The sequence below is a fragment of the Candidatus Pelagibacter sp. FZCC0015 genome, assembly GCF_007833635.1.
Taxonomy (GTDB): Bacteria; Pseudomonadota; Alphaproteobacteria; order Pelagibacterales; family Pelagibacteraceae; genus Pelagibacter.
The window spans coordinates 415,532-429,994 of the sequence record NZ_CP031125.1 but is presented as its reverse complement, the minus strand read 5'-3'; the positions used below and the strand labels follow the sequence as shown (position 1 = coordinate 429,994).

Below are 14,463 nucleotides of genomic sequence, written 5' to 3'. Positions count from 1 at the left end.
TTTAATAGAGGTTGTAAAATTATATCTTTCTTTGTATAAGTCCGCAGAATTATGCCAAAACTAAAAACAAAAAGCTCAGCAAAAAAAAGATTTAAAATATCCGCTAAGGGTAAAGTTATTTCTGCTCAAGCAGGTAAAAGACATGGCATGATCAAAAGAACGAATTCACAAATAAGAAAACTTAGAGGCACTACAACATTGTCTAAACAAGATGGAAAAATTGTTAAGTCATACATGCCTTACAGTTTAAGAGGTTAATAATGGCAAGAGTTAAAAGAGGTGTAACTAGTAAAGCTAAACATAAAAAAGTTTTAAAAGCTGTAAAGGGTCAATGGGGCAGAAGAAAAAATACCATTAGAGTAGCTAAGCAAGCTATGGAAAAATCCATGCAATACGCTTACAGAGACAGAAGAAATAAAAAAAGAGATTTTAAATCATTGTGGATACAGAGAATCAATGCTGGAGTAAGAGCTGAAGGCTTAACTTATTCAAAATTTATCAATGGATTAAATAAATGTGGTATTGCAATAGATAGAAAAATTCTTGCTGAAATTGCTTACGATAGCCCAGAAGCATTTAAAACAATTGTACAAAAAGCTCAATCAGCTTTAAATTAATCTTCACTATTGTTTTTATTTCTTAAGGAAATAATCTACTAATATGTCAGAGATAAAAAATATTAGAGATCAGTTTATATCAAAACTAGAAAATGATTTAAGCATTGATCAAATAAACGAAATCAAAACCGATCTCTTTGGTAAAAATGGTTTAATTTCATCAAAATTTAAAACAATAGGGTCAATTCCAGAGACTGATAGAAAAAAATTTGCATCGGATTTAAATCAAGTTAAAGATGAGCTTCAGAATTTGATAACTTCTAAAATTAACGAGATAGAAGGAAAAAAGATAAACGAAAAATTAGAAAAGGAAAAAGTTGATATAACTTTACCTGAAAGACCATTTGTTAGAGGAAAAGTTCATCCGGTATCACAAACTATTGATGAAATTTCATCTATTTTCTCTGAAATAGGATTTAGTGTTGAGGAGGGCCCTGATGTTGAAAATGAATATAACAACTTTACTGCTTTAAACACACCGGACAATCATCCAGCAAGAGATATGCATGATACATTTTACTTAGATGAAAACAAAGAAGTTTTGTTACGAACTCATACTTCACCAGTTCAAATTAGAACTATGCTAAAAGACAAACCTCCATTTAAGATCATTGCTCCTGGGAGAACTTATAGATCTGATAGTGATCAAACACACGCACCAATGTTTCATCAAGTAGAAGGTTTGCATATTGATACAAATATTAATATGGGGCATTTAAAAGGATGCTTGAATTATTTTATTAAAGAATTTTTTGAAGTCGAAAAAATTAAAATGAGATTTAGACCTAGTCATTTTCCATTTACAGAGCCATCTGCAGAAGTTGATATTGGTTATGAAATAAAAGATGGCAAAATAATTATCGGAGAAGGAGATAAGTGGCTTGAAATTTTAGGCTGTGGCATGGTGCATCCTAATGTTTTAAGAAATGTAAAAGTAGATCCTTCTAAATATCAAGGATATGCCTTTGGCATAGGTATAGACCGATTAGCAATGCTTAAATACGGCATTAATGATTTAAGAGCGTTTTTCGATTGTGATTACAGATGGCTAAATCATTTTGGTTTTGATCCGCTTGATGTTCCTTCAAATTACAGAGGTTTAAGCAGATGAAGATTACATATGATTGGTTAAAAGATCATTTAAAAATAAGTGCTAAAGAAGATAAACTTCTTGAGAAACTAACAGACATAGGTCTTGAGGTTGAGAGTATAGAAAATTTATCTGAAGGATTAGACTTATTTAGAGTAGCAAAAATCATTAAAACAGAAAAACACCCAAACGCAGACAGGCTTAAAGTTTGCGATGTTGATGTTGGTAACAATGAAATCAAAAAAGTTGTTTGTGGGGCTGCAAATGCAAGAGAGGGCCTTATTACTGTGTATGCTCCACCAGGTGCAATAATCCCAAAAAACAAAACTAAACTTGTTGTTGCTAAAATACGAGATGTTACATCTTATGGAATGCTTTGTTCTGAATCTGAATTGAATTTATCAGATGAAAGTGACGGAATTACTGAATTATCATCTTTGAAATATGCAAAAAATATTGGAAAAAGTTATTTTTCTAAACCAAGTTCTAATCTTATCGATTTATCAATTACACCAAATAGACCAGACTGTCTTGGTGTTCGGGGGATAGCAAGAGATTTATCAGCCGCAGGTTTTGGAAACTTAAAACAAGAAAAAGATAAAAAAATTAAATCTAATAAAAAACAAACCTTAAAAGTAAAAATAACAAAAGAAAAAAATCAAGGCTGTTTGTCTTTTGGCAGCTGCTTGATAACAAACGTCAAAAATACAGAAAGTCCTAAATGGCTGAAAGATAAATTAATTTCTATAGGCCAAAAGCCAATATCTGCAATTGTAGATATTACAAATTATGTCATGATTGATATTAATCGTCCTTTGCACGCATATGATGCTGATAAAATTGATAAGGGAATAATTGTTAGAAATTCAAAATCAGGAGAAGAATTTACTGCTCTAGATCATAAAAATTATAAACTAGATGATGGAATGTGTGTGATAAGTGATAACAAAGGTGTTTTAGGCCTGGGAGGAATTATTGGAGGAACAAGATCTGGTACAGAGTTAGATACAAAAAATGTTCTATTAGAATCTGCTTATTTTGACCCAAGATCAATTAGAAAAACTGCTAAAAAATTGAATATCGATACAGATGCTAAATTTAGATTTGAAAGAGGTATTGATCAGTTATCTATTGAAGTTGGATTAAATAAAGCAGCCTTTTTAATTAAGGAAATTTGTGGTGGTGAAATTAGTAAAATAGATATTCAAAAAATTGAATCTTATAAAAACAAAGTCATAAAATTTGAACCTAAAATGTTTGAAAAAATTACTGGTTTTAAAATTTCAACTAAGGAAATGATTGAAATCTTAGAAAAACTTGGTTTTAAATTAAAAAAAGAAAAAAAATTTTTTAAATTATCAGTTCCATCTTGGAGACCAGATATCGTTCAAGAAATTGATATAGTTGAGGAACTTGTAAGAATTAGTGGCTATGAAAAAATAAAAATAGAAAATCCTAATAAAGAAAGATCAAAAAATACTTTAAATCCAACTCAAAAGTTATTTCATTTTCTTCAAAGAGCAGTAGCATCTAAAGGGTATCTGGAAGCTATTACTTGGTCTTTTACAGATTCAAAATATAATGATCACTTTAAAGAGGACAATAAAGAAATAAAAATTGTAAATCCAATTAGCTCTGAGTTGGGAGTATTAAGAAATTCTATTTTTTCAAATTTAGTGATGTACATGAGCAAAAACTTAGATAGAGGAATTAAAGATTTATCAATATTTGAAATAGGACCAATATTTTATGGTTCACAACCTGGAGCTCAAAATACAGTTGTTTGTGGTTTGTCGGCTGGGAAAAAATCTAGACTTTCATGGATTGAAAAAGAGAGAAATATAGATGTTTTTGATATCAAAAGAGACGTTATACAAACTTTAGTAGAAGCTGGTTATGATTCAGAAAAATTTTATATTGATGATGAAAGCCCTAGTTATTATCATCCAGGAAAATCAGGTAGAGTTTTTTTAAATAAGGGAAAAGATAAGGTAGCTGCTTATTTTGGTGAAATTCATCCAAACATTATCAAAACACTAGATATTAAAACAGAGTCTTTAGTAGGATTTGAAATGTTTCTAGATAATTTAAAACTGCCAAAAAAATCTTTAAAAGATCAAAAACCAAAATATTCAGTATCCGATTTCCAAAAATCTGAAAGAGATTTTGCATTTATTGTTGATAAAAAAATAAGTGTGCAAGATTTAGTAGGTGTAATATCAAATATTGATAAAAATTTAATTTCAAATGTTAAGGTTTTCGACGTATACGAAGGAGATAATATTCCTGAAAATCAAAAATCAATTGCTATCAGTGTAACAATTCAATCATTGGAAAAAACTTTAACGGATAATGATTTAGAAAAAATTAATAATTTGATAATAGAAACAGTTGAAAATAAAACTGGTGCTAAAATCCGTTCCTAAAAAAATAATGAGTACAATTGATAATATAAGAAATTTTGCAATCATTGCGCATATTGATCATGGAAAATCTACTATAGCTGATAGAATTATTCATAGTTGTGGTGGATTAACTGAAAGAGAGATGAAAGCACAAGTTTTAGATTCTATGGATATTGAACGTGAAAGAGGAATCACAATCAAAGCTCAAACTGTAAAATTGAATTATAAAGCTAAAAATGGAAAAAATTATATTTTAAATATTATTGATACACCAGGCCATGTAGATTTTAGTTATGAAGTAAGTAGATCTTTATATGCATGTGAAGGTTCAATTTTGATCGTAGATAGTACACAAGGGGTAGAAGCTCAAACTTTAGCAAATGTTTACCAAGCTTTAGATACCAACCATGAGATAGTACCAGTTTTAAATAAGGTTGATTTACCTGCATCAGATTTAGATAGAACAAAAAAACAAATAGAGGAAGTTATTGGAATTGATACCGAAAATGCAATTCCGTGTTCAGGTAAAACTGGAGAAGGAATAGAAGATATTTTAGAGCAAATTATTACAACATTACCAGCTCCAAAAGGGGAAAGTTCCGCAGATCTGAAATGTTTATTGGTTGATAGCTGGTATGATACATATTTAGGTGTAGTGATTTTAGTAAGAGTGATAGATGGAAAACTTTCAAAACACATGAAAATAAAAATGATGTCTACTAATCAGGAGTATATTGTTGAAAAAGTTGGGGTTTTTACGCCAAAGCCAGTAGACATAAATGAACTAAAAACAGGTGAAATTGGATTTATTACAACAGGAATTAAAGTTTTGTCTGAAACAAAAGTGGGAGATACGATTTGTGATGCTTCAAAACCTTTAAAAGATGCTTTGCCAGGATTTAAACCAAGTAAGCCAGTAGTGTTCTGTGGGCTGTTTCCAGTAGACAGTTCTGAGTTTCAAAAACTTAAAGACGGTTTAGCTAAATTACAATTGAATGATGCTAGTTTTTCATTTGATCCAGAATCATCATCTGCTTTAGGTTTAGGTTTTAGATGTGGATTTTTAGGATTACTTCATTTGGAAATAGTCACAGAAAGACTAGAAAGAGAATTTGACGTTAATTTATTAACTACTACACCTGGTGTTGTTTATAAAGTTCATCTTAACAATGGAAACATAATCGATCTTCAAAATCCATCAAGTTTACCTGATCCAACTGTAATAAAATATATCGAAGAGCCATGGATAAAAGCAACAATCATTACTCCTGACCAATATTTAGGCTCGATTATAAAAATGTGTCAGGATAAAAGAGGGATTCAGACTAATTTAAGTTACTCAGGTAATAGAGCTGTAGTGAATTATGAGTTACCATTGAATGAAGTTGTTTTTGATTTTAATGATAGACTTAAATCTATGACTAGTGGCTATGCTAGTTTTGACTATGAAATTATAAAGCATAGGGAGGGAGATTTAGTTAAACTTGGTATTCTAGTCAATGGAGAACCAGTTGATGCTTTAGCGATGATGATACATAAAGACTTTGCACAAAAAACTGGAAGAGAAGTTTGTGAAAAATTAAAGGATTTAATACCAAGACATAATTTTATGATTCCTGTTCAGGCAGCAATAGGAGGAAAAATTATTGCTAGAGAAACAATAAAGGGTTTCAAAAAGGATGTGTTGACAAAGATTCACGGCGGTGGTGCAACAGACAGAAAGAGAAAACTTTTAGAAAAACAAAAAAAAGGTAAAGCTAGATCTAAACAATTTGGTAGAGTAGAAATTCCGCAAGAAGCTTTTATTGGCGTTTTGAAAATCAGTGGTGAAAAAAAGTGAAAATATATGATTGTTTTATGTATTTTGATGAAGATCTTTTATTAGATCTAAGATTAAATATTTTAAATGATTATGTAGATAAGTTTGTAATTGTTGAAGCAGAGGAAGATCATCAAGGTAATAAAAGAAAGTTAAATTTTGATATTACAAAATTTAACAAATTTAAAAGCAAAATTGACTATGTCTCTTTAAAGAAAATAAATATTGATGATAATATAAAGCTAAAAAAAAATTGGGATATTGGTCATCTTAGAGATCAATCAATGAGAAATGAAATTCAAAATAATTTAGTTGAAGCTAATGAGGAAGATTGGATTATAATTTCTGATTTAGATGAAATTCCAAATCCATTAAAAATTCAAGAATTTAAATCTAGAAAAAAGTTTGCCTTTTTTGAACAAAATTTTTTTTATTATAAATTTAATGTATTAAATGAAACTCAGCCCAAATGGTATGGTTCTAGAATATGTGTAAAAAAATATTTAAAATCGCCACAATGGTTAAGAAATATTAAAATTAAAAATAGAAATTTTTTTAAGAGATTTTTATTTAATCAAAATTATCAAATTATAAAAAATGGAGGATGGCATTTCAGTAATCTTAAAAATCCATCAGAATTAGCAAAGAAAATTTCATCATTCTGTCATGGAGAATTAAATAGACCAGAATTTAAAGATGAAAAATTAATAAAAGAAAAAATTGAGAAATTGGAAGATATATTTAATAGATCAGTAAAATATAAAAAAATTTCAATAGACAACTCTTTCCCAGAGTATTTGATTAAAAATAAAAAACACTATTTAAATTGGATAGAATGATAAATTATAGTGAAATAACATTTGTTATTACTACTTTTAAAAGTGAAAAGATTATTTTTAAATGTTTGAGTGAGTTGCCTGAAATTTCACCAAAAATAATTATTGAAAATTCTGGTAACTTTAATCTTAAAAATGAATTAAAGAAAAATTTTCAGAATCTAGAATGTTTTGTAATGGAAGAAAATATTGGATATGGAAGAGCTAACAATATTGGTATTTCAAAATCAAAAACAAACTATATTTTTATAATTAATCCTGATACTTTTTTATCAAAAAAAAATTTAGATTTATTTCTTTCTAAAATAAAAAAAGAAAACTTTTCCATAGCATCAGTTCTAGAAAATCATGATCAAAAAAGTAATAGATTTGATGGAAAAGAAGTAATAGAAGTAGATCACGTAAAAGGATTTGCAATGTTTTTGAATAAAAATTATTTATTTGGAAATCTTTTTGACGAAAACTTTTTTTTATATCTGGAGGAGACAGATCTTTGTTTGAATATAAAAAAAAATGGTGGAAGAATAATTTTAGTCAATGTTAAAATAGATCATTTTGGAGGTAATTCTCATAGTAATATTCAAGACCTCGAGATAGAGAAATCTAGAAATTGGCATTGGATGTGGTCTAAATTTTATTTTACTAAAAAACATTATGGATTTATTTTTGCTTTAATTAAATTACTTCCCCATTTTTTTTCTACATTTATAAAGTATTTATTTTATATGTTTATTTTTAATAATAAAAAAAAAATAATTTATAAAATGAGATTATTAGGCTTGTTGAATTCTTTTATTTTACGGAAGTCTTCTTATAGACCTTATTCTAAAATAAATTAATTTTTTTGCTTTATATTAGGAGAGGTGGCCGAGTGGTTGAAGGCGCACGCTTGGAAAGCGTGTAAAGGAGCAATTCTTTCATGGGTTCGAATCCCATCCTCTCCGCCATCAAATAAGCTTTATTTTTCAGGGGTAATTTAAGCATTTTACAGTTTTTTTGTTAAGATAAATAAGTAATTTCTATAAAAAATGTTATAATTTTCTTTTTCCAAAAATTAAAAAATGACAAATAAAAACACATATCAGGCAGACTCCATCAAAGTTTTAAAGGGTCTTGAAGCGGTTAGAAAAAGACCAGGTATGTACATTGGAGATACAGATGATGGAACTGGCTTGCATCATATGGTCTATGAAGTTGTCGATAACTCTATTGATGAAGCATTAGCAGGATACTGTAAAAATATTAATGTAAAAATAAACTCTGATGGAACAATTACAGTAAATGATGATGGAAGAGGTATTCCTGTTGATATTCATAAAGGAGAAAAAAAATCAGCAGCAGAAGTAATCATGACTCAACTTCATGCTGGTGGTAAGTTTGATCATGATTCTTACAAAGTTTCAGGTGGATTGCATGGTGTTGGTGTTTCAGTTGTCAATGCACTTTCAGAAAAATTACAGCTAGAGATATTTAGAGATGGAAAAAAACACTACATAGAATTTCAAAATGGTGAAGCCAAAGCTCCTTTAAAGGTAGTAGGAAAAGCAAAGCAAACTGGTACACAAATTACTTTTTTACCTTCAAAAGAAATTTTTTCTTCAACAAAATTTAGTGCAAATATTCTTATTAAAAGAATGCGAGAATTAGCATTTTTAAATAAAGGAATTAAAATAATATTTATTGATGCAAGTCAAAAGAAAGAGAAAACATCTGAGTTTAAATTTGATGGTGGTGTTCTAGAATTTGTAGATTTTTTAGATGAAAAAAGAGAAAAGTTACAAAATAAAAATGGAAATGATTTATTTAGAAAACCAATTTATATCGAAGGTAAAAAAAATAATATTGAATTAGAGTGTTCATTAAAATGGAATGCAGGATATACGGAAGATATATTTCCATATACGAATAATATTTATCAAAAAGACGGTGGAACCCACTTATTGGGATTTAGAAGTGCATTAACTAGGGTAGTTAATAAATATGCTAATGAAAATAATTTACTTAAGAAAAACAAATTAGCAATTTCAGGTGACGATATTAAGGAAGGTCTAACTTGTGTACTTTCAACTAAAATTCCTGATCCAAAATTTTCATCTCAGACAAAAGATAAGCTAGTTTCATCAGAAGTAAGGATGATTGTAGAAACATTAGTAAATGAAAAATTATCTATTTGGTTTGATCAAAATCCGTCTATTGCAAAAATTATTCTAGCTAAAGTTATTCAAGCTGCGATGGCTAGAGATGTTGCTAGAAAAGCAAGAGAAAATGTACGAAGAAAAGGAGCTCTTGAATTAAGTGGTCTTCCTGGAAAATTAGCTGATTGTCAAATTGGTAAACAAGAAGGAACCGAATTATTTATTGTAGAGGGGGATTCTGCTGGTGGTTCTGCAAAACAAGGAAGAAATAGAGCAAATCAAGCAGTTCTACCGCTTAGAGGTAAAATACTTAATACCTATGTAGAAGATTTTAATGTTAAAAAAAATGGAAACGGTAATGGCAATGGTTCTGATCAAAGAACAAAGGCTTTGTCTAAAATGATTTCTTCAAATGAGATCGTTACTTTAATTAATGCTCTAGGATTGGACCCAAAGGCGCAAGAAATTGATTTAAAGGATTTAAGATATGGAAAAATAATAATTATGACGGATGCTGATGTGGATGGTTCTCATATAAGAGCTCTTCTTTTAACTTTTTTTAATAATAAGCCATTTAATAAGCTAATTGAAAATGGTCATGTTTATTTAGCGCAACCACCCTTATTTAAAATTAACAAAGGCTCAAAAGGAATTTATATAAAAGATGAGAAGGAGTTAGAAGATTACATCATAAATAATAATAAGGAGTTAAAAAAAATTAAAAAGGGATCTAAGGATTATTTTAAAAAAATTGATGAAGAAAAATCAAAAATGAATATCCAAAGATTTAAAGGCCTTGGAGAAATGAACCCAGAAGAATTATGGAGCACTACATTAGACCCAGAAACAAGAAATTTGCTACAAGTACAATACTCAAAAGACTTCAAAAAGGATCAAAGTTTAATTCATACTTTGATGGGTAACGATGTGGCATTAAGAAAAGATTTTATAGTTTCTAATGCTATAAATGTAAGAAATCTTGATATTTAAAAATGAAGTTCTTTGAAACTTCAAAATATCATTCTTTTAAAAAATCAACTTATATCACTCTAAGATGGATCGGAATTATTGGACAATTAATTGCAGTAAATTTTGTATATTTATTTTTAAATTCTAGTTTTGATTTTATTACCTCAAATTTAGTTATATTTTTAGGAATATTAAGTAATTTATATTTAATTTTAATTTATAAAAAAACACAATTATCAGATAGATCTGCTTTTATCTTCTTGCTTATAGATATTTTGCAATTAGGTGTTCTTCTTTATTTGTCAGGGGGTATAACTAATCCATTTGTAATTTTTATATTAATACCAAGTGTTTTTTCTTCATCAAATTTAAGCTTAAGAACAAATACTTTGTTAGTAATTTTAACAATATTTATAATTGTATTTTTAACTTTTAATCATCAAGAGTTGCCAATTAATTTAAATAGTGATTTTCATAACAATCATTATTTTTATTATTCCATCCCAGCTTCTTTGATTATCGCTTTAGTATTTTTAAATTATTTTGCAATGACGTTTGGAACACAATCTAGACTAAGAAAAGAGGCATTAGGAAAAATGGAAGAGGTAATGGCTAAAGAACATGAGCTTTTATCTTTAGGTGGTCAAGCTGCTGCAGCCGCACATTCTCTAGGCACACCACTTTCCACAATAACAATAATTGCACATGATTTAATGAAGCAATTTAAGGGGCAAAAAGATTTAGAAAAAGATATAGAGTTATTGAATAGTCAAGTCGAGCGATGTAATGAAATTTTAAAGAGATTAACTTTAAATCCTGTGGAAGAAGATGAGTTTATTGATAAAGATATTAATATTCGAGATTATTTGCATGAAATTATATCTTCATTTAAGGAAATAAGTAAAAAGGAATTTGTCTTCAATTTTGATCAAGATTCAAACCCCAAAAAAATAAGTAAATCTATTGAAATAGTTTATGGGTTAAGAAATTTCATAGGAAATGCAAATAAATTTGCCAAAAATTCTATTTTTATTAATTTAAAAAGCGATAGTGAGTTTACAGAAATTACAGTAGAAGATGATGGCAATGGTTATCCACGGGATATTATATCGAAAATTGGAGAACCATATTTAAAATCAAATTATTCAAAAGATAAGTCTAAAGAGGGTTTGGGACTAGGGTTGTTTATTGGAAAAACTTTATTAGAAAAAAATTTTGCATTAGTCAATTGTAGAAACTCAAAAACACGTGATGGTGCTGAAGTTATTATTAGGTGGAAGAATAAGGAATTATTTAATATTTAGTGGTATTTGTTTTTTGTTTCAAATAAAGAGCTTAATTGAGATATCATAACATCTCCTAATTCATTTACGTCGGTAATTTTTATAGCTTTATTATAATATCTTGAAACATCATGACCAATTCCTATAGCCAAAACTTCAATATCTGATTTATTTTCAATAAACTTCACAATCTTTTTTAAATGTTTTTCTAAAAAGTCACCTGAATTTACAGAAAGAGTTGAGTCATCTACAGGGGCTCCATCAGAAATAACCATTAATATTTTTCTTTCTTCTTTTCTCTTTTTAATTCTATTATAGGCCCACGATATAGCTTCTCCATCAATATTCTCTTTGAGCAATCCCTCTTTTAGCATTAGTCCCAAATTATTTTTGGCCTGTCTCCAATGGGTATCTGCTCCTTTGTAAATTATATGTCTTAGGTCATTCAATCTTCCTGGTGTTTTCGGTTTGGTATTTTTAGTCCATAATTCTCTACTCTGTCCGCCCTTCCAGTTTTTGGTTGTGAAGCCTAAAATTTCGACTTTAACAGAGCACCTTTCTAACGTTCTGGATAAAATATCTGCACAAATAGCCGCAATAGTGATTGGTCTTCCTCTCATAGATCCAGAGTTGTCTATGAGTAGTGTCACTACTGTATCTTTAAAATCTAAATCTTTTTCTTTTTTGAATGATAAAGAATTATATGGATCCATGATAATTCTTGGAAGTTTTGAACTGTCTAATAATCCTTCCTCTAAATCAAATTCCCATGCTCTATTTTGTTTTGCAAGCAATTGTCTTTGAAGTTTATTTGCAAGTTTCGTTATAATATCTTGAAAGCCAATTAATTGTTGATCTAAATTTTTTCTTAGTTTTGTCGCTTCATCTGCATTTTCTAGATTTTCAGCTTTTACAACCTCATCAAACTGAGTTGTAAATATTTTATAATCTAAATTTATATTATCTATTTTTTTTTGAGCTACTTGCTCAGAGCTTTGTTCATCTGACTCTGTGTCTGACAGCTGTTCGTCAAAGTTAAATTCATCTACACTATAGTCAGCATCTAGTGAAGCTTCAGATACATTTTCATCTTTTTCATCTTTATTATCTTCTTTGTCATTATTTTCATCTTCATTTGATGGATTATCTTGTCCTTGATCTTGATTTTCCTCTTTTTTTTCATCTTCATCTTCACTTTGAAAAATATCCATTTCTTCCAATATTTCTGAAAACTTTGAGCTATAAATGTTTTGATCTTCAAGATTTTTAAGCAAAAATTCTTTATGTTTTTCTATAGCGTCCTCAAAGTCTTTTTCCCAAAAATTAAGCATTTTTGTTGCTAGAGGATTTAGCTTAATTTTATGAAAATTCTTAAGCATATATAACTCGAATGCCTCTGATACAGATACATCTTCTTTAGTTTTTAATTGATCTTTGCGTTTACGATTTATTATTTGATGATAATTTTCTTGAAAATTTTTCTCAATTCCTTTTAACATTTTTCCTCCCAGAGTCTCATAACGTATTTTTTCAGCGATATTATAAAGAGATCTAGAAGAGGTATTTGAGGGAAGGTTTTTTTTGTAAATTGCTTCATTACAAAATTTTTTTTTCAAAGCAGAGGAGTCTGTTTCTGCACGTAATCTTATAAAATCAGCTGGACTATTTAAATTATCAATCTCCAGAAAATTAAATTCTTTTATTTTTTTTTCTTCAGAATTTGTTTTATTTAAATCAAAATCATCAGCAATTACTTTTGCCGTAGAAGTTAAAGCAATTTTAAATTTTTCTTTTAAATTATTTTCTTTAGTGCTCATTAGATTTGAATATTAATCAAAGACTCTGGCAATTCTTCACCAAAACATCTTTGATAATATTCTGCGATAGTATTCTTTTCAATATCATCACATTTATTAAGAAATGTTACTCTAAAAGCGTAACCAGTGTCTTTAAATATCTCTGCATTTTCTGCCCAATGTAACACCGTTCTTGGGCTCATCACTGTTGAAATATCTCCTGCAATAAATCCTTTACGCGTTAAAGATGCTACTTTTATCATGTTAGCAACCTTTTCTTTTCCCTTTGCGTTATTTAAGTTTTTATTTTTAGACAAAACAATATCCATTTCTCTATCTAGGCTTAGATAGTTTAAAGTAGTAACAATATTCCATCTATCCATCTGACCTTGGTTAATTTGCTGGGTACCATGGTAAAGACCTGTCGTATCACCAAGTCCAACAGTATTTGAAGTAGCAAATAATCTAAAAAATTTATTTTGTTTAATTACTTTGTTTTTATCTAGTAATGTAAAATTTCCCTCAGCTTCTAAAACTCTTTGAATTACAAACATTACATCAGGTCTACCAGCATCATATTCATCAAAAACAAGTGCAACTGGATTTTGTATAGACCATGGTAAAATTCCCTCGTTAAATTGAGTTACTTGTTTACCATCTTTAAGAACGATCGCATCTTTGCCAATCAAATCAATTCTACTAACATGACTATCTAAATTTACACGGATACACGGCCAATTTAATCTTGCAGCTATTTGCTCAATGTGAGTAGATTTTCCAGTGCCATGATACCCTTGAACTAAAACTCTCTTATTAAATGCAAATCCTGAAATAATAGCTAAAGTAGTATCTCTATCGAACTTGTAGTTTTTATCAATCTCAGGAACGTATTCATTTTTTTTTGAAAATGCGTCAACTTCCATTTCTGAATCAATTCCAAAAGTTTGTTTTAGTGAAACTTTAATATCTGGTTCTGTGTTAAGATTTGGTGTCAATTTTTTCTCTATAGGTATTTTTTAATTGAGTGTAAGCCAATGTTATAAGTTTAAGTTTTTCCTCGTATTTTTTATTCCCAGAATTCATATCAGGGTGAAATTTTTTCACAAGTAATTTGAATTTATCTTGTATTTTCTTCCACTTTAAACCCACAGAAACCCCCAATATTCCAAAAGCTTTTATATCTTTATGATCGAATTTAAATTGACGCATATGATTATAATCTCCGTTTATTTTTTCTTTATCTAACTCATCTCTCAAAGTTGTATTCCATAAAACTTTGAAAAAATTATCTGAAGAGCTAAAGCTTTGTGTGGGTTTGTGCCAAGTCATGTCAGATTTTAAAAAATCCATTACTTGGTCATCATTCATACCTGAAAAATAGTTCCAATTTTTATTAAATTCTTTTACGTGCTCAAGGCAAAGCATTCTAAATTTTCTGCTATTATCTTTTTCAACTGGTGCCTTATATTCAGCTATTTCATTACAATTATTCCAGTCACAAATATTTTTCATG

12 protein-coding genes and 1 tRNA gene are annotated in these 14,463 nt (G+C 28.8%); 10 read left to right on the top strand and 3 right to left on the bottom strand.

Annotated elements, in window-relative coordinates:
* The first annotated feature begins 51 nt into the window (after positions 1-51).
* From rpmI to DT059_RS02230, 10 genes are all read left to right on the top strand, one after another.
* Positions 52-258, top strand: a complete 207-nt coding sequence (rpmI, locus tag DT059_RS02275) for a 50S ribosomal protein L35 (RefSeq protein WP_023854436.1) — start codon at positions 52-54, stop codon at positions 256-258.
* Positions 259-260: 2 nt separating this feature from the next.
* The gene (rplT, locus tag DT059_RS02270; RefSeq protein ID WP_023854435.1) at positions 261-617 is read left to right on the top strand and encodes a 50S ribosomal protein L20; all 357 of its coding nucleotides are present in this window, start codon (positions 261-263) and stop codon (positions 615-617) included.
* 43 nt (positions 618-660) lie between these two features.
* Positions 661-1,728, top strand: coding sequence for a phenylalanine--tRNA ligase subunit alpha (gene pheS, locus DT059_RS02265; RefSeq protein WP_145596403.1), 1,068 nt, complete (start codon positions 661-663; stop codon positions 1,726-1,728).
* Positions 1,725-4,133 (top strand): phenylalanine--tRNA ligase subunit beta, encoded by a 2,409-nt coding sequence (gene pheT / locus DT059_RS02260; protein WP_145596401.1) that lies wholly within the window; start codon positions 1,725-1,727, stop codon positions 4,131-4,133. Before pheS ends, pheT begins: the two co-directional genes overlap by 4 nt.
* Positions 4,134-4,140: 7 nt before the next feature.
* Complete coding sequence (gene lepA / locus DT059_RS02255; protein ID WP_145596399.1) at positions 4,141-5,952, top strand: translation elongation factor 4; 1,812 nt, start codon at positions 4,141-4,143, stop codon at positions 5,950-5,952.
* Positions 5,949-6,770 (top strand): hypothetical protein, encoded by an 822-nt coding sequence (locus DT059_RS02250; RefSeq protein ID WP_145596398.1) that lies wholly within the window; start codon positions 5,949-5,951, stop codon positions 6,768-6,770. Before lepA ends, DT059_RS02250 begins: the two co-directional genes overlap by 4 nt.
* Positions 6,767-7,606 carry a glycosyltransferase family 2 protein gene (locus tag DT059_RS02245; RefSeq protein ID WP_145596396.1) on the top strand — a complete coding sequence of 280 codons (840 nt, stop codon included), beginning with the start codon at positions 6,767-6,769 and terminating at the stop codon, positions 7,604-7,606. The genes DT059_RS02250 and DT059_RS02245 overlap by 4 nt, the downstream gene beginning before the upstream one ends.
* Positions 7,607-7,624: 18 nt before the next feature.
* Positions 7,625-7,714, top strand: a tRNA-Ser gene (locus DT059_RS02240).
* Between the two features lie 114 nt (positions 7,715-7,828).
* On the top strand, positions 7,829-9,892 hold the full coding sequence (locus tag DT059_RS02235; protein ID WP_145596395.1) for a DNA gyrase subunit B: 2,064 nt from the start codon (positions 7,829-7,831) through the stop codon (positions 9,890-9,892).
* Positions 9,893-9,894: 2 nt separating this feature from the next.
* The gene (locus tag DT059_RS02230) at positions 9,895-11,175 is read left to right on the top strand and encodes an ActS/PrrB/RegB family redox-sensitive histidine kinase (protein ID WP_145596393.1); all 1,281 of its coding nucleotides are present in this window, start codon (positions 9,895-9,897) and stop codon (positions 11,173-11,175) included.
* On the opposite strand, the gene DT059_RS02225 is transcribed toward DT059_RS02230, so the two are convergent.
* Genes DT059_RS02225 through DT059_RS02215 form a run of 3 tightly spaced genes read right to left on the bottom strand, consistent with a single transcriptional unit; the run spans position 11,172 to position 14,462 of the window.
* Entirely contained in the window at positions 11,172-12,971 is a 1,800-nt protein-coding gene (locus DT059_RS02225; RefSeq protein WP_145596391.1) for a cobaltochelatase CobT-related protein, read from the bottom strand. The two genes, DT059_RS02230 and DT059_RS02225, sit on opposite strands and share 4 nt — an antisense overlap.
* Entirely contained in the window at positions 12,971-13,945 is a 975-nt protein-coding gene (cobS, locus tag DT059_RS02220; RefSeq protein WP_145596389.1) for a cobaltochelatase subunit CobS, read from the bottom strand. The genes DT059_RS02225 and cobS overlap by 1 nt, the downstream gene beginning before the upstream one ends.
* Positions 13,929-14,462: a J domain-containing protein gene (locus DT059_RS02215; protein ID WP_145596387.1), complete on the bottom strand. Its 534-nt coding sequence runs from the start codon at positions 14,460-14,462 to the stop codon at positions 13,929-13,931. Before DT059_RS02215 ends, cobS begins: the two co-directional genes overlap by 17 nt.
* Position 14,463 lies beyond the last annotated feature (1 nt).